Annotated in this window: 13 protein-coding genes and 1 other annotated feature (1 of these 14 running past the window's edge); of the genes, 10 read left to right on the top strand and 3 right to left on the bottom strand. The window is 42.0% G+C overall.

From position 1 onward, the window contains the following. Window position 1 precedes the first annotated feature (1 nt). The 9 genes from MHH31_RS13575 (at window position 2) to ccpA (ending at window position 10,221) form a co-directional block, all read left to right on the top strand. Window positions 2-814: a DUF1444 domain-containing protein gene (locus MHH31_RS13575; protein WP_008343044.1), complete on the top strand. Its 813-nt coding sequence runs from the start codon at window positions 2-4 to the stop codon at window positions 812-814. A gap of 16 nt (window positions 815-830) precedes the next feature. Next, window positions 831-1,436 (top strand): YtpR family tRNA-binding protein, encoded by a 606-nt coding sequence (ytpR, locus tag MHH31_RS13570; protein ID WP_007501813.1) that lies wholly within the window; start codon window positions 831-833, stop codon window positions 1,434-1,436. Window positions 1,437-1,635: 199 nt separating this feature from the next. Further along, window positions 1,636-4,383, top strand: coding sequence for a DNA translocase FtsK (locus MHH31_RS13565; RefSeq protein ID WP_342494890.1), 2,748 nt, complete (start codon window positions 1,636-1,638; stop codon window positions 4,381-4,383). 302 nt (window positions 4,384-4,685) lie between these two features. After that, on the top strand, window positions 4,686-5,984 hold the full coding sequence (gene murC / locus MHH31_RS13560; RefSeq protein ID WP_008343047.1) for a UDP-N-acetylmuramate--L-alanine ligase: 1,299 nt from the start codon (window positions 4,686-4,688) through the stop codon (window positions 5,982-5,984). Window positions 5,985-6,207: 223 nt separating this feature from the next. Beyond that, on the top strand, window positions 6,208-6,624 hold the full coding sequence (locus tag MHH31_RS13555) for a DUF948 domain-containing protein (protein WP_017367864.1): 417 nt from the start codon (window positions 6,208-6,210) through the stop codon (window positions 6,622-6,624). Window positions 6,625-6,653: 29 nt separating this feature from the next. Next, on the top strand, window positions 6,654-7,124 hold the full coding sequence (locus tag MHH31_RS13550; protein ID WP_007501807.1) for a YtxH domain-containing protein: 471 nt from the start codon (window positions 6,654-6,656) through the stop codon (window positions 7,122-7,124). A 30-nt stretch (window positions 7,125-7,154) separates the two neighbouring features. After that, on the top strand, window positions 7,155-7,478 hold the full coding sequence (ytxJ, locus tag MHH31_RS13545; RefSeq protein ID WP_007501805.1) for a bacillithiol system redox-active protein YtxJ: 324 nt from the start codon (window positions 7,155-7,157) through the stop codon (window positions 7,476-7,478). A 214-nt stretch (window positions 7,479-7,692) separates the two neighbouring features. After that, window positions 7,693-8,769: a bifunctional 3-deoxy-7-phosphoheptulonate synthase/chorismate mutase gene (locus MHH31_RS13540; protein ID WP_017358315.1), complete on the top strand. Its 1,077-nt coding sequence runs from the start codon at window positions 7,693-7,695 to the stop codon at window positions 8,767-8,769. A gap of 450 nt (window positions 8,770-9,219) precedes the next feature. Beyond that, on the top strand, window positions 9,220-10,221 hold the full coding sequence (ccpA, locus tag MHH31_RS13535) for a catabolite control protein A (protein ID WP_008343056.1): 1,002 nt from the start codon (window positions 9,220-9,222) through the stop codon (window positions 10,219-10,221). Between the two features lie 43 nt (window positions 10,222-10,264). Here ccpA and MHH31_RS13530 read toward each other — a convergent pair whose 3' ends face one another. From MHH31_RS13530 to MHH31_RS13520, 3 genes are read right to left on the bottom strand one after another with little or no spacing between them, the layout of a single operon-like run. Then, complete coding sequence (locus tag MHH31_RS13530; protein WP_144680007.1) at window positions 10,265-11,425, bottom strand: acetoin utilization protein AcuC; 1,161 nt, start codon at window positions 11,423-11,425, stop codon at window positions 10,265-10,267. Continuing rightward, on the bottom strand, window positions 11,422-12,063 hold the full coding sequence (locus MHH31_RS13525; RefSeq protein WP_017358312.1) for a CBS and ACT domain-containing protein: 642 nt from the start codon (window positions 12,061-12,063) through the stop codon (window positions 11,422-11,424). The genes MHH31_RS13530 and MHH31_RS13525 overlap by 4 nt, the downstream gene beginning before the upstream one ends. A 38-nt stretch (window positions 12,064-12,101) precedes the next feature. Next, window positions 12,102-12,734 carry a GNAT family N-acetyltransferase gene (locus tag MHH31_RS13520; protein ID WP_212361457.1) on the bottom strand — a complete coding sequence of 211 codons (633 nt, stop codon included), beginning with the start codon at window positions 12,732-12,734 and terminating at the stop codon, window positions 12,102-12,104. A gap of 155 nt (window positions 12,735-12,889) precedes the next feature. Between MHH31_RS13520 and acsA the strand changes: the two genes are divergently transcribed. Then, the gene (acsA, locus tag MHH31_RS13515) at window positions 12,890-14,614 is read left to right on the top strand and encodes an acetate--CoA ligase (protein WP_285526409.1); all 1,725 of its coding nucleotides are present in this window, start codon (window positions 12,890-12,892) and stop codon (window positions 14,612-14,614) included. Window positions 14,615-14,673: 59 nt separating this feature from the next. Continuing rightward, window positions 14,674-14,760: a binding site (T-box leader), on the top strand; it runs 151 nt beyond the window's last position.

Below are 14,760 nucleotides of genomic sequence, written 5' to 3'. Positions count from 1 at the left end.
CATGGCGAAAATGACATCAAGACAGCTTGCCAATCAATTGAAAAGCCGTCTGACGAACGACAGCTGGACCCACCAGTTTGACAGGGAAAAAGATACGCTTCGTGTGGAAGATAAACATACAGGAAAGGGCATCACGCTTGAGCTCCCGCCGATTATTGCAAAGTGGGAAGTAAAGCCTGATGAAACACTGGATGAGATTGTTTATTATGTGAAAGAGGCGCTCAGCGCTATGAAAGGTGAAGCGCAGCACATCTCAGGCAAAGAGAAGCACATTTATCCGGTCATTCGTTCAACATCCTTTCCAGAAACATCAAGTGATGAGATTCCGCTCGTTTTTGATGAGCATACAGCAGAGACAAGAATCTACTATGCACTTGATCTTGGAAGCACCTACAGATTAATTGACGAGAAGATGCTGCAAAAGGAAAACTGGACAAAAGAACGAATCAGAGAAACCGCAAGTTTTAACGTCCGTTCACTAAAGACTGTGGTGAAAATGGATGAAGTGGCGGGCAACCGTTTTTATTTCTTCCGTGCAAACGACGGGTACGATGCAAGCAGAATTTTAAATGAATCGATTTTACAAGAATACGCGCAAAAAGTAGAGGGGCAAATGGCCATTTCCGTTCCCCATCAAGATGTGTTCATCATTGCAGATGTACGCAATGAATCAGGCTATGATATTTTAGGGCAAATGTCGATGAGCTTCTTCGCCAGCGGCACGGTTCCGATTACGGCCTTGTCATTTTTATATGACGAAGGCAAGCTTGAACCGATCTTTATTCTTGCAAAAAGCAGACCAAAACAGCAGTAGAAGGGAATTTTGAAGAATGAACGTTTTTTATAATGCAGAAGGTGTCGGCGACACACTCCTTATTTCATTGAAAGATGTAACAAGAGAAGAAGTAGGTCATGAAACGTTTGGAGATGTCGTAAGAATCTTCAATCAAGACACAAAAGAAACAACAGGTTTTAATATTTTCAATGCATCTACTTACATGAAAATTGAAGAAAACGGATCTGTACCGCTTTCTGAAACGCTTGTTCAAGATATCAATGAAATTTTAAACCGCAACGGTGTCAGTGAAACATTAACAGTTGATCTATCACCTAAGTTTGTGGTCGGTTATGTGAAGGAAAAAGAAAAACATCCGAATGCAGATAAACTGAACATTTGCCAAGTAGATGTTGGCGATGAAACCTTACAAATCGTGTGCGGTGCACCAAACGTTGATCAAGGTCAATATGTTGTGGTTGCAAAGGTCGGTGCTGTGATGCCGAGCGGTTTGGTGATCAAAGATGCTGAACTAAGAGGTGTTCCTTCAAGCGGAATGATTTGTTCTGCAAAAGAATTAGATCTTCCGAATGCGCCTGCTGAAAAAGGAATCCTTGTTCTAGAAGGAAGCCGCCAAGCTGGCGAACCATTTGAAGCGTAACCTCCCATAAACGGGTACAAATGAGCGAAGAATGTGTTATACCAAAAGTCACTAAGTACGTACTTAGTGACTTTTTTTCATCTACAGACAGCATGAACAGCAAAGCGTAGCACTTTTCTCGCTTTTCTGCATGAAAAAGCAATGGTATACTAAAAATCGCCCAAGAAAACGTAAGGGGAGTTAAAGTGAGTGATAAATGATGAGTTGGTTAGATAAATTTTTTAGTGTATTTTTAGGAGAAGAAAAAAAAGAAGAAAAAGCTGAGAGGCCTGAAACAGGTCCGATTGCACCAAAGCAGCCAGCTGTTGAACAGCATAAAGAATATAAAAAAGTTGAAGATACGAAAGTGTATTATGAATATCCAAAAGGCAATTTCCGCTTTCCTCTCGTTCCAGATGAACCTGCACGTGAGGCAGCAAAGCAACAAGAAAGAAGGCGCACGCGGCCAAGTCAGCCAAAGGCAAAGCAGACGACCTATCAGCCAAAACAAACGGTGCAGCCTGATCTCAATAAAAAGCCTTTTAAACCAGAGCAAATCCCTTCACCCATCTATGGCTACCACCAGGATATGCGTCCAAAACATGCAGCAGCCAAAGAAGACACATCTTCTGTCAAAATGAAATCGTCAGAAGAAACGTCACAGCGTGTCACACTGTTATCAGAAGAAGCAGAGCGTGAACGGAATGTAAGACAGCAAATGAACATCCCGTCTATACGAAAAGAACAACGTATGGAAGACATGATGTCAGCCCAAAGAGCAGAACAAGCAGAGAAGCAATCTGTCACGACGCCGCTTACTTTGCAAGAGGAACTCGCTTATCAAGATCACGTTCAATCAACGATGGAACGTTTATATGACGAGCCTTTCAGTGAGACAGAGGATCAAGATCAAGCTTTGTCACAGACCAAAGACGATCGAGAAGCATCCTTACATATGGAGCAAGCTGAAGCATCTAACGAGCCTCTAGAGATGGAGCAAGAACAGGCAGTCACCGTTGAACAAGAAGAGCCGATGATTCCGCTTGAAGATGATACTGAGAAAAAAGAGAGCTTTACATTTGAAACAGCTTTAAGCGCATCACCAGCACTCGACATGGTGATAGAAAGCCCAGTAGAAGAAACTGCGGTGCTGGAAGAGAATGAAGTAGAGGCTATGGAAACAACAGAGGCTACATGGATAGAAGAAAGTCAAGCAGACGTGTCAGCGGCCGCATTTGAACAAGAAGAACCGGTGATCATACAGGATTCGCAAGATGATGATTCTCTGCCGGTAGAAAAATTAACAGATGATGAAGTCATGCCAGTTGAAGAAGCATCAGATGAATTTGCTGACTCTGGACAAGTAGAGATCGCCGCGGATATGGCAGAAGAGCTTGAGGAAACACCTGAAGAAACGCCTGAAATAAAACGTGAAGAACCAAAACCGTCTTCTCCACAGCCAAAGCGCTCAAGCGGTCAAACCTCCACCGTTCCTTTTAACGTCATGATGTTAAAAAGTGATCAGCGCGTGCAAGGACAGAAGAAAACGGCAGATGCACAAGGATATGTATTTCCGAGTTTAGCCCTTCTAGACGTTCCGCCAGCACAAAAAGAAGAGGACGGAACATGGGTGAAAGAACGGGCAGAACTGCTCAATGCCACACTGAAAAATTTCAATGTCAGAGCAAGTGTTGTTCATGTGACGCAAGGTCCTTCTGTTACAAGATTTGAAGTGCATCCTGAACCAGGCGTGAAAGTGAACAAAATTACAAACCTGTCAGATGATATCAAACTCAGTTTGTCTGCAAAAGATATTCGAATCGAAGCGCCGATTCCTGGGAAGAACACGATTGGAATCGAAGTGCCGAACCTTCACAGTAAAATGGTTTTCTTGAGAGAAATGATCAGAAGCAGTGCCTTTAGAGACAACCCATCTCCATTAACGGCAGCGCTCGGATTGGATATTTCCGGTCAGCCCGTTGTGGTTGATTTGCAAAAAATGCCGCACGGCTTAATTGCCGGAGCAACAGGTTCAGGGAAAAGTGTCTGTATTAATACCATTCTCGTGAGCCTAATGTTTAAAGCCTCACCTGATGAAGTGAAAATGCTGTTAATCGACCCTAAAATGGTCGAACTGGCGCCGTATAATCACATTCCGCATCTTGTGAGCCCAGTTATTACTGATGCCAAGACAGCAACAGCTGCCCTGAAATGGGTAGTAGATGAAATGGAAAGACGCTATGAACTGTTTGCACACTCTGGTGTGAGAGAAATCAAACGATTTAACGAACTGGTGAAAGAAAAACAAATGGGTGAAAAACTACCATATCTCGTCGTTGTCATTGATGAGTTGGCTGATTTAATGATGGTCGCACCAAATGAAGTCGAAGAAAGCATTTGCCGAATTGCCCAAAAAGCAAGAGCATGCGGGATTCACTTACTCATTGCGACGCAAAGACCTTCTGTTGATGTCATTACAGGCCTCATTAAAGCAAACATCCCAACAAGAATTGCATTCTCTGTTTCAAGCCAAGTGGATTCAAGAACCATTATTGATATGGCAGGTGCTGAAAAGCTTCTCGGAAAAGGAGACATGCTGTTCTTAGAAAATGGCTCTGGCAAACCGACAAGGCTGCAAGGGAACTTTGTATCAGATCGAGAGATTGATGAAGTGGTAGCGCATGTGAGAAAACAGAGCAAACCTGTGTTCCTTTTTGAACAGGAAGAATTGATGCTCCAAGGCTCTGCCATTACAGACGAAGATGAATTGTTTATGGACGCATGCCGATTCGCCATCGAGCAAAATAGTGCAAGTACATCCAGTTTGCAAAGAAGATTTAGAATTGGCTACAATCGAGCAGCGAGATTGATTGATATGATGGAACGTGAAGGGATGATCTCTGGGGCAAAAGGCAGTAAACCAAGAGAGGTCCTCATGACACTGAGTGACTTAGAACAATTGATCTAAACAAACCACTTCATTTTTTTGATAAACATGGTATGATAGCACATAGGTGCAATTTTTGAATTGGACGCTTTTCGCATGCCTGTCTGAACGCTTTTTAACGAAAATGAGCGAAAGCAGGTGTTAGAAATGGGAAAGTTGTCGGATACTAATCATAGTTAATATTGATTAGAATAGGAAGATCGGAAAAAAATCTTTATTTGGAGCTGCGATTTGTGATCAGCTAGAGACAAAAATCACAAGTTGCAAATTGAAATGAGCGTCATATACTGTAAGTCAGATAGACGTTTGTTGGAGGTACAATTATGACTGTTTATCATTTTGTTGGAATAAAAGGGACAGGTATGAGTCCACTGGCCCAAATTCTTCATGATACTGGGTATACTGTCCAAGGATCGGATATCGAAAAACATATCTTTACACAGAAAGCATTAGAAGAACGAAATATTAAAATTCTTCCATTTGACCCAGATAATATTCAGCCAGGGATGACGGTGATTGCAGGAAATGCATTCCCAGATACACACCCTGAGATTGAGCGTGCTCTTTCTGAAGGGATTCCTGTCATTCGTTATCATAAATTTCTTGGAGAATACATGGATTCATTCACAAACGTTGCAATTACTGGTGCTCATGGTAAAACATCGACAACAGGTCTGCTTGCACATGTGATGCAAGCGGCAAAACCAACTTCCTACTTAATCGGTGATGGATCTGGAATGGGGAAAGAAAACAGCGAGTATTTTGTATTTGAAGCGTGCGAATACCGCAGACATTTCCTCAGCTACCATCCAGACTATGCGATCATGACCAATATTGATTTTGATCACCCTGATTATTTCACGGATATTGATGACGTGTTCGATGCGTTTCAAAACATGGCACTTCAAGTGAAAAAAGCCATTATCGCCTGCGGTGATGACGAGCATCTGCTCAAGATCCAAGCAAAAGTACCTGTTGTGTACTACGGATTCAATGAAGAAAATGATTTCCAAGCACGAAATGTTGTGAAAAACACAGAAGGCACCACATTTGATGTATTTGTACGTAATACGTTTTATGATACCTTCTACATTCCTGCTTACGGAAACCACAATGTCCTTAACTCATTAGCGGTTATTGCATTATGCCACTATGAGGCCATTGATGTAGAGCTCATCAAAGGTGCTTTAACGACATTTGGCGGTGTGAAACGACGCTTTAATGAAAAAGTAGTCGGTGAACAAGTCTTAATTGACGACTATGCGCACCATCCGACTGAAATTGAAGTCACGATCGAAGCAGCTCGCCAAAAGTATCCAGACCGTGATATTGTGGCAGTCTTCCAGCCGCACACTTTCACTCGTACACAGCAATTTTTAAGTGAATTTGCGGACAGTCTGAAAAAAGCAGACTATGTATACCTCTGTGATATTTTCGGCTCAGCTCGTGAAAACATTGGGAAACTAAGCATTGAAGATTTGCGGGAAAAAATTCCGCAAGCCCAATTGATTGAAGAAGAAGAGACATCTGTGCTGAAAGCACATGAAAATGCGATCTTGGTCTTTATGGGAGCAGGAGATATTCAAAAGTATCTTCGTGCTTATGAGAAAGTCGCAGTATAATTGTCTGTCAAAAAGTGCCGATTCAATCGGCGCTTTTTTATTTTGAATAAAATGTGACAAAGGGGCTAAATGTGACAAGATGTGCCGCTTTTTTTCGTTCGCTGTGGACAGGAATTGGCGAATAAGTGTAGAATTATTATTCAATCGGTCATTCTAGGCGATGTTTGAATGATACAACGAGAGGGTATTGAATTGAATATGCCCGCAGCAAAGGAGGTATCAGATGATTATTATTCTCTATTTAAGCGTTGCACTCATCGCAATCGCTTTCCTCATTCTTGTCATCTACTTGTCCAAAACATTGAAATCCTTACAGCTGACATTAAAGAATGTCGCATCAACTTTAGAAGGTCTTGAAGGACAGATGCAAGGCATCACCACAGAGACAGCACAGTTGCTACATAAGACCAATCAGCTTGCTGAAGATATTCAAGACAAATCGGCAAAACTTAACACAGTTGTGGATGCGGTGCAGGGAATTGGTGGCTCGATCAACCAATTTAATACAAGCATAAAGCAGGCAGCTGGTGCGGTTTCTTCATCCGTTGAACGAAATCAAGAGAAAGTCACGGATGTGGTAAGCTGGAGTAACGCAGCACTTGAAATCTATAAAAAATGGAAACAGCGTAAACAACAATAAACAACCATTTTCGCATAGGAGGAATAATCATGAGCAAAGACGGAATCAATAGCAAAGACTTTTTGATCGGAACACTTATCGGTGGCATTATCGGTGCAACAACGGCACTATTTTTAGCACCAAAGTCAGGGAAAGAGCTTCGCGATGATTTGAACACCCAAGCGAATGCCCTAAAAGAAAAAACAGATCGTCTTACAACAGATGCAAAGGAAAAAGGCACTGAATATGTGACGATTGCGAAAGACAAAACATCTGAATTGTCTCAGCTTGTAGCAGAGCAGTCAAACCAGATTTTAGACAAAGTAAAAGACATAAAAGATCGTACAGCTGGAAAAGCTAAACAAGTAAAAAGCGAAGCAGAAGATGCTGCAGCAAATATTGCAAATGAAGCTTCAGATGTAGCAGATGAAGCAAAAGTAAGAGCACAAGAAGCAAAAGCAGACATTGAAGACGGCATCAAAGATGTCAAAGAAAAAGTAGAACAATCTACGAAAGGCTAACTCGCTGCTTAAGTTAGGAAGGAGCACATCATGTCTAAACAACTCATAGAAACAGAAGAACAGTTTGATCAACTAACGAATCAAGACGGAACCTTTGTCTTTTTTAAGCACAGTTTGACATGTCCAATCAGCCAAGCTGCTTTTCAAGAGTTTGAAGCGTTTGCGTCAGAACATGAGGATGTCCCTGCTTATTTCTTGCAAATTCAAAACACAAGAGAGCTTTCATCCTATGTGACTGAAAAGTCAGGGATCAAGCACGAAAGCCCGCAGGCACTCATCTTTAGCGGTGGCAAAGTAAAGTGGCATGCTTCTCACTCAAGCATTACAAAAGAAGCGCTTGAACATAACATGTAGAAAAACGTCAGCGATTGCTGACGTTTTTTTTATAAAAAAGGTTTACTTGCATCAAAAGTATGCTATAATCTTACACATAATACTTTATCACTTAAAAGCGTTTGGGTAATAAAGAATTTTTTCGTGACAATTCCGAAATCTTTGTTTATAATAAACCCTATTATAAGAGATCAAAAATAAAAAGCGAGAGCGGGCAGAGGAAAGGATGACAAAAATGAGCAACAATGAATTGGAACAATTGAGACAGCAAGCAGATGAACTAAATCTTCAAATCTTAAAACTGATCAATGAAAGAGGAAACATTGTAAAAGAAATTGGAAAGGCTAAAGAAGCGCAAGGTGTCAACCGTTATGACCCTGTCAGAGAGCGCACAATGCTTAATCAAATTCTTGAAGAAAATGATGGCCCATTTGAAAATTCAACGATTCAACATATTTTCAAAGAAATTTTCAAAGCTGGTTTAGAGCTTCAAGAAGATGACCACAGCAAAGCACTTCTTGTTTCTCGTAAGAAAAAACCTGAAAATACAATTGTAAATATCAATGGAGAAGCGATCGGTGACGGAAAACAACGTTTCATCGTTGGGCCATGTGCCGTTGAAAGCTACGAGCAAGTTGCAGAAGTAGCGGCAGCAGCGAAACAGCAGGGACTAAAACTTCTTCGTGGTGGCGCATTTAAGCCTCGCACAAGTCCATACGACTTCCAAGGACTTGGCGTAGACGGTCTAAAAATTCTAAAACGTGTAGCAGATGAATACGGTCTTGCAGTTATTAGTGAAATCGTGAATCCTGCTCATATTGAAGAAGCGATTGAGCATATCGATGTCATCCAAATTGGAGCACGTAACATGCAGAACTTCGAGCTTTTAAAAGAAGCTGGATCAGTGAACAAACCAGTTCTTTTAAAACGCGGTTTAGCAGCAACAATTTCAGAATTCATCAATGCAGCTGAATACATCATCGCACAAGGAAATGACCAAATCATCCTTTGCGAGCGAGGCATCCGCACATACGAAACAGCCACAAGAAATACACTAGATATCTCGGCTGTGCCAATCTTGAAACAAGAGACACATTTACCAGTCTTTGTTGACGTGACACACTCAACTGGACGCAGAGATCTACTTCTTCCAACAGCTAAAGCAGCTCTTGCGATTGGAGCAGACGGTGTGATGGCAGAAGTGCATCCAGATCCATCTGTTGCCCTATCTGATTCAGCGCAGCAAATGGACATTCCACAATTCGAAAAATGGTTAGATGCGTTAAGACCACTTGTCAACATTCACGCATAATCATAAATAGAAAAGCCGCCGGATGACAGCCCGGCGGTTTTTTCATGAAAAAATACGATCAAAATTGGCAATGAAAGGAAAAGAGCACATTGCAAGCTAAAAATACGCTTGTTCACAATGTTTTCATTTTTAAAATTCGATAGAATCTGCTAAGATCATTGTCATAGCTGACGTTTGCGACGATTTTTGGTGAAATATGATTCAATTTACAGGTAACAAGCTCATTAAAGTTTGTTTAATTTAGTTATAAAAAGAAAGGGAACGTTTTCATATGAAGAAAAAACGTGTATAATTTCATAAAAGAATGTCATTTTGATGTAGATTGAAAAATTATGTGTCTCTTTTCATCGTTTTAATGACAAATAGGATATTATTTTCCTCGTATCTGACATGTCTCTATCCAATTGGTGAATGCTATAGATATGAAGTGTATTTGAAGGAGTGATTTATGTGAATAATGTTACAATATATGATGTAGCAAGAGAAGCAAACGTAAGTATGGCAACGGTATCACGCGTTGTTAATGGTAATCCAAACGTAAAACCAACAACAAGAAAAAAGGTGCTTGAAGCAATTGATCGCCTCGGCTACCGTCCAAACGCAGTCGCACGAGGCCTTGCAAGTAAAAAGACCACAACAGTTGGGGTCATCATCCCTGATATTTCAAGTATCTTCTATTCAGAGCTTGCACGAGGAATTGAAGATATTGCGACGATGTACAAGTACAACATTATTTTGAGCAACTCAGACCAAAATACTGATAAAGAACTTCATTTGTTAAACACAATGCTTGGCAAACAAGTAGATGGAATCGTTTTTATGGGCGGAAACATTACAGATGTGCATGTGGAAGAATTTAAGCGCTCTCCTGTACCCATTGTACTTGCAGCATCTGTTGAAGAGCAGGCACAAACACCATCAGTCAACATTAACTATGAACAAGCCATTTATGATTCAGTTCAGCTATTAGTTGAAAAAGGACATAAACGAATTGCGTTTGTATCTGGACCAATGTCAGAACCAATTAACTCTATGAGAAAGCTTGCTGGTTATAAGCGTGCGCTTGAAGAAGCTGGTATCGCATTTGACGAAGCGCTTGTTGCTGAAGGAGACTACTCATATGACTCTGGTATTGAAGCGCTCGCTAATCTGCTTGAGCAATCTGACAAGCCGACGGCTGTGATTGCAGCTACTGACGAAATGGCGCTAGGTGTCATTCATGGAGCGCAGGATAGAGGCGTATCAATTCCTGAAGATTTAGAAGTGATTGGTTTTGATAACACAAGACTATCCCTCATGGTGCGCCCTCAATTGACAACAGTTGTTCAGCCGACTTATGATATTGGCGCTGTTGCGATGAGACTTTTGACAAAGCTCATGAACAAAGAACAAGTAGAAGATCAAATTGTTGAATTGCCACATAGAATCGAAGAAAGACAATCGACGAAATAAAAAAGAAAGCAGGCTCACTTGATCAGTGGACGCCTGCTTTTTTTTATGCCTTTTTCTTTTCTCGTCGCACAGGCATGAGTGCTTTTTCTACCGTTTGTGCATTTTTTTCTGTAATTTCTGCTCTTCTTGGAATCGGTGGATATAAATCGTCAGGATCTAGCCATGTGGATGGAAGCGGAACAGGCGATTGTTTTTCCCATGCCCGAATCCATTCCTGAGGAAGCGCATCTGGTGGTGTGATGCCTTTCATCTCAAGCCAAATGCGGCTCCATGCTCTTGGGACGACACGCCAAATATCATAGCCGCCTCCGCCCACAGCGATCCATTTTCCATCACAATATTGATGCGCCAGCTCATGGGCAATTCTAGGAATTTCCTCATATATTTTCATGGTAGCAGATAAATGCGTCAAAGGGTCATAATAGTGGGCATCTGCTCCATTTTGCGTCAAAATGACATCTGGTTTAAAAAAAGCAGCAATCTCTGTCACTGCTGTTCGATAGGCTTCTAAAAATGATTCGTCTTCTGTAAATGCGTCAAGCGGGATATTATATGCATAGCCATAGCCTTTATCATGACCCCTTTCCTGTACTTGTCCAGTTCCAGGGAACAAATAGCGCCCTGTTTCATGAATGGAAACAGTACATACCTCTGGATCATCATAGAAGCTAAACTGTACACCATCGCCATGATGAGCATCTGTATCAATATATAAAATTCTAGCGCCATATGTCTTTTGAATATACTGAATGGCTACAGAGCTGTCATTATAAATACAAAAGCCAGAAGCACGCCCTTTAAATCCATGGTGAAGCCCGCCGCCAAGATTGAGCGCATGCTGCGAATGTCCAAGCATCACTTGATCAACCGCTGTTAATGTCCCGCCAACTAGGAGAGAAGCTGCCTCATGCATCCCTGCAAACATCGGGGTATCCTCAGTGCCAAGACCATAACGTTCCCCCTCTGTGGTGGACAGTTTTCCTTCACTTGCCCGCTGTACTGCTTGAATGTAGTCTGCTGTATGGACAAGCTTTAATTCCTCCAGCGTCGCCATACGAGGTGCGACAATCTCATCATCCGTTAATGCCTTCATTTTTTGAAGAAGATCATAAGTTAAGTAGACGCGAAGCTGATTGAAGGGATGATCTTGGTGAAACTGGTACGTTTGAAAAGATGGTGAAAAAACAAAGGTCGCTTCCTTCATTTGATCGTCTGCTCCATAGGCCAGAGCACTTTATAACCTTTTGCACGAATCAGCTTCATCACATGATCTGCATGCATCGTTTGAAGGCGGAAGACGAGCACTTTAGAGGCTTCATTGGCATGTGGGTACACGAGTACACTCAGCATTTGAATATGCTGTTCTTTTAAAATGGACGTAATGTCTGCAAGACCCTCTGTCACTTGCGCTACTTCAACCTCTAAATGTGATCCAGGCTGATCTGCACCTGTTAGTCTTACAAACGTACGAAGTAAATCTGTTTTTGTGATGATCCCTACAAGCTTGCCACGTCTCACAACGGGAAGACAGCCAATTCCGTGTTCAAAAAAGACACTTGAAATCTCCTCAACGAAATCAAGCGGATGAGCGGTAATCGTCTCTAGCACCATGATGTCTTCAACCGGCCGCTGAATAAAAAGCTGCCTTTTCTCTGTTTCAAAAATACTTGGACTGGCATTTTTAATATCCCGATCTGTCACCATCCCAATGACAGATCCCTGCTCAGATACGATGGGAATATGCCGAATGTGATGTGCACTCATTTTTTGAATGGCTTCTTCAATCGTATCGGTTTTGCGCAGCGTGATCACATCACGCTCCATAATTTGTTCAATCATCATGTTTACCAATCCCCTTTGCCAAAAAAACGAATTGAACGTTAATACATAAAGCGCTGATGGAAGCGAAGACGATCGAAACGCTCGATCGAATCAGGACTCACATGTTTCCCAATTCTGGCCATTAAACAATTGGCTGGATGTGAGCTAATCTCTGGCTCGTCTGTTGCAAACCAGACAAGACCGCCGGCGTTCATCATTTTCTCCATCATTTTGCGGTACTCCCACACGTTTTTCTTTGTCCCCTTTAAATCCCAATGCCAGTAATATTCAGTTGTAATGATAATGTAATTCTCCATTTGCTCATCCATCATGCTCACATCCAGTAAATGCTTGCCAAGTGAGCAGCCTCTGAATGGAGGAGCGACTTCAATGGCACCGAGCTCAATTAAATTGTCCATGTTGCCTTCTGACCAGCGTTCAAGCGGATCAGGATACAAATACGTGACATAGCCTACGACAAGCTCATCCACCCTAGCAATGATAATACGTCCTTCAGGAAGACCTGCTATTTCAACAAGTGCTTGTTTCTGTTCCTCAGGCGTGCGAAATGCCGTTAGTCCTTCATGAAAACTATATTTCGCCAGCTCTGATGCAGGTACCGGGCCTTCAATCAGGATGGTGCCTGTTTCTCTCGTAATTGTTTTTGAATAATAAGTTTTAGGATGCTCCACGTATCCACCGCCTCAAATTCTAGTGAGTCGTCTCTATTTTATCTTAAATCTTGCAATAATTAAAACGGTTTCATCAGAAGTTTTTTAAAAATTGAGAAAAAAAGTCATCTATACTATAATGGTCATTGTAAACGTATGCAAAGGGGGACTGTTTGATGAAAGTGGAAACGCTACCATCAGTAAAAGGGGACTATCATTTAAATGATTATGAGCAAGCATACAAAGAATTTTCATGGGAGGAAGCGAGAAAAAATTTCTCTTGGTATGAAACAGGAAAAGTAAATGCAGCTTATGAAGCGATTGACAGACATGCGGACTCGTTTCGTAAAAACAAGGTGGCGCTTCACTACAAAGATTCAGAGCGGGATGAAAAGTATACGTTCAGGGATATGAAAATCAAGACAAACAAAGCAGGAAATCTATTAAGAGAACAGGCACATGTGCAAAAAGGGGATCGCGTGTTTATCTTTATGCCAAGATCACCTGAGCTCTATTTTCTACTGCTTGGTGCTGTCAAAATTGGTGCGATCGTCGGTCCGTTATTTGAGGCATTTATGGAAGGTGCCGTCAAAGATCGTTTAGAAAATAGTGAGGCAAAAGTGATTGTGACAACGCCTGATCTGCTTGAGCGGATTCCGTTTGCAGAACTTCCAAAGCTTGAATCCGTCATCATTGTCGGCGGTGAAAAAGAGGATGCAGGTGGTGTGCGGACGATTCACTTTGAAGAAGCATTTGAGCAGTCAGCGAAGGAACTTGAAATCGAGTGGATGGATGAAAAAGATGGATACCTGCTTCATTACACGTCAGGGTCCACTGGTACGCCAAAAGGTGTGCTCCATGTTCATGGCGCAATGGTGCAGCAAGGCCAGACGGGTAAATGGGTACTTGATTTGAAAGAAGAAGATGTCTACTGGTGTACAGCTGATCCAGGCTGGGTAACAGGGACGGTGTACGGTATTTTTTCTCCGTGGTTGAATGGAGCGACGAATGTCATTTTAGGCGGCAGGTTCAATCCTGATACGTGGTACGAAACCATTGAATCGCTTGGTGTGACCGTTTGGTACAGTGCACCGACAGCCTTCAGAATGCTGATGGGAGCAGGAGACGATCTCATTCAAAAATATGATCTCAGCTCACTCCGTCATGTGTTAAGTGTAGGAGAGCCACTTAATCCAGAAGTGATTCGCTGGGGAGACGCTGTATTCGGTAAACGAATTCATGACACTTGGTGGATGACAGAAACAGGTGCACAGCTGATTTGTAACTATCCATGCATGGATATCAAACCAGGTTCGATGGGGAAACCAATTCCAGGCGTTGAAGCTGCGATTGTAGATAATGCCGGAAATGAACTTCCGCCATACCGGATGGGGAACCTTGCCATCAAAAAGGGCTGGCCGTCTATGATGCATACGATCTGGAACAATCCTGAAAAATATGAATCTTACTTTATGCCGGGAGATTGGTATGTTTCAGGAGATTCAGCTTATATGGATGAAGATGGATACTTCTGGTTCCAGGGACGTGTCGACGATGTCATTATGACGTCAGGAGAGCGGGTCGGTCCATTTGAGGTAGAAAGTAAATTGGTGGAACATCCGGCCATTGCAGAGGCTGGTGTCATCGGAAAACCAGATCCTGTGCGCGGTGAAATTATTAAAGCATTTATAGCGCTTAGAAGCGGATACGAACCGACAGATGAGCTGAAAGAAGAGATTCGTACGTTTGTGAAAAAAGGACTCGCTGCACATGCAGCACCGAGAGAAATTGAGTTTAAAGACAAACTGCCAAAAACACGAAGCGGTAAAATTATGAGACGTGTGCTAAAAGCGTGGGAACTGAATTTACCTGCTGGCGATCTCTCGACAATGGAAGATTAATCGCTTCCGTCAGTTGACTTGATATCAAAAGTATGTTAAAAATGACTTTAGTTGAATATGAAAAGGTTTTGACTGAGATTCAGTAGAATCATCTTTCCCTGTCCAAGAGAGCTGACGGCTGGTGCGAGTCAGTACAAAGAGATATT

Origin of the sequence: Bacillus sp. FSL K6-1033, from assembly GCF_038630765.1 — a bacterium.
GTDB lineage: Bacteria > Bacillota > Bacilli > Bacillales > Bacillaceae > Bacillus > Bacillus altitudinis.
The sequence above is the reverse complement of the archived record's forward strand: the minus strand, read 5'-3'. Positions and strand labels throughout refer to the sequence as shown.

Coding starts and splice junctions, on each gene's coding strand:
- murC (WP_008343047.1), top strand. CDS start 4,686: ATGACTGTTTATCATTTTGTTGGAATAAAAGGGACAGGTATGAGTCCA.
- MHH31_RS13540 (WP_017358315.1), top strand. CDS start 7,693: ATGAGCAACAATGAATTGGAACAATTGAGACAGCAAGCAGATGAACTA.
- ytxJ (WP_007501805.1), top strand. CDS start 7,155: ATGTCTAAACAACTCATAGAAACAGAAGAACAGTTTGATCAACTAACG.
- MHH31_RS13565 (WP_342494890.1), top strand. CDS start 1,636: ATGAGTTGGTTAGATAAATTTTTTAGTGTATTTTTAGGAGAAGAAAAA.
- MHH31_RS13525 (WP_017358312.1), bottom strand. CDS start 12,063: ATGATGATTGAACAAATTATGGAGCGTGATGTGATCACGCTGCGCAAA.
- MHH31_RS13550 (WP_007501807.1), top strand. CDS start 6,654: ATGAGCAAAGACGGAATCAATAGCAAAGACTTTTTGATCGGAACACTT.
- acsA (WP_285526409.1), top strand. CDS start 12,890: ATGAAAGTGGAAACGCTACCATCAGTAAAAGGGGACTATCATTTAAAT.
- MHH31_RS13575 (WP_008343044.1), top strand. CDS start 2: ATGGCGAAAATGACATCAAGACAGCTTGCCAATCAATTGAAAAGCCGT.
- ytpR (WP_007501813.1), top strand. CDS start 831: ATGAACGTTTTTTATAATGCAGAAGGTGTCGGCGACACACTCCTTATT.
- MHH31_RS13530 (WP_144680007.1), bottom strand. CDS start 11,425: ATGAAGGAAGCGACCTTTGTTTTTTCACCATCTTTTCAAACGTACCAG.
- MHH31_RS13555 (WP_017367864.1), top strand. CDS start 6,208: ATGATTATTATTCTCTATTTAAGCGTTGCACTCATCGCAATCGCTTTC.